Below are 1,035 nucleotides of genomic sequence, written 5' to 3'. Positions count from 1 at the left end.
CGATCTTAATGGTGCTCGAGGAAGCTCACGATTAAGATGCCGCCAAGCACCCCCCTCTTGCGTGAACGGACGACATGGCGCGGTTCCTGGTCTGGAGCGATCTGCATGACGAATTCTGGGTAGGTTTCGATCTCCCCGAACTGCGCGCGCCGGTGGATGGTGTGCTAATCGCGGGCGACACCCATACGGGGGGCCGTCATCTGGATATCCCGGTGCGGGCCGCTGGCAAGTATGGCTGCCCGGTTGTTGTGATCTGGGGCAATCACGAACCCTACGGCTCCATCTGGTCCGAACTGCTGGCCGATGAGGAACGCCAGCTTGCCGCTATTCGCGCTGAAGGTCTCGATATCCGAGTTCTGCATGGGGCAGTGACCGAGATCGCGGGCGTGCGTATCGTTGGCGCGACGCTCTGGACGGACCTGCAACTCTACCCCGGGCTCGACCAACTTGCCCGCATCGTGGTCTCAGCTGGCCTGAATGACTACGAGGCAATCCGCACCAAGCCAGGAACCAGGTTCACCACCGACGACATGCTGGCAAGGCACGCCGAGGACAAGGCGGCGATCTTCGACGCGCTGCACACGCCGCACGCCGGTCCCACGGTGGTGATGACCCACCACATTCCCGTCCGCAATCTGATTGCTCCGCAGCGCACCATCGGCAGCGACGAAGCACGCGCGATGAACAACGGCTTCGCTTGTGACCTTTGGGAAGAGATCCGGGCCTTCGACATCCACACATGGATCTGCGGGCACAGCCATGAGGGCCAGAATTGGACGGGGGATGGCGACTACGGACCAATCCGCTTCATCATGAACCAGCGTGGCTATCCGCGGGAGAAGACGGGCTTCGACCCTGCGTTCGTGCTGGAGGTTTGAGCAGGGCGGTGTCCCCAGCCTTGCGTCTCGAAACCGATCGCCCGGTCGGGCCTTGGTCAACCCGGTAGCCGCCGTTCGCGGCGATCGCTTCGGAGGTCCCCAAAGCGCAGGGAGCGGCCTTTACACAATCGGGATAACTGCCATCCCTGGCTGTGTG

The 1,035-nt window shown here is 62.5% G+C and carries 1 protein-coding gene; it reads left to right on the top strand.

What is annotated here, in order from left to right; all coding sequences use genetic code 11:
• Positions 1-74: 74 nt before the first annotated feature.
• Complete coding sequence (locus BLV97_RS20645; protein ID WP_092164247.1) at positions 75-878, top strand: metallophosphoesterase; 804 nt, start codon at positions 75-77, stop codon at positions 876-878.
• Positions 879-1,035: the final 157 nt, after the last annotated feature.

This window comes from Allgaiera indica (assembly GCF_900106675.1).
Taxonomy (GTDB): domain Bacteria; phylum Pseudomonadota; class Alphaproteobacteria; order Rhodobacterales; family Rhodobacteraceae; genus Acidimangrovimonas; species Acidimangrovimonas indica.
The sequence above is the reverse complement of the archived record's forward strand: the minus strand, read 5'-3'. Positions and strand labels throughout refer to the sequence as shown.

What these genes read in the sequence shown, in the direction of transcription:
- BLV97_RS20645 (WP_092164247.1), top strand. Translation starts at nt 75, where the DNA reads ATGGCGCGGTTCCTGGTCTGGAGCGATCTGCATGACGAATTCTGGGTA.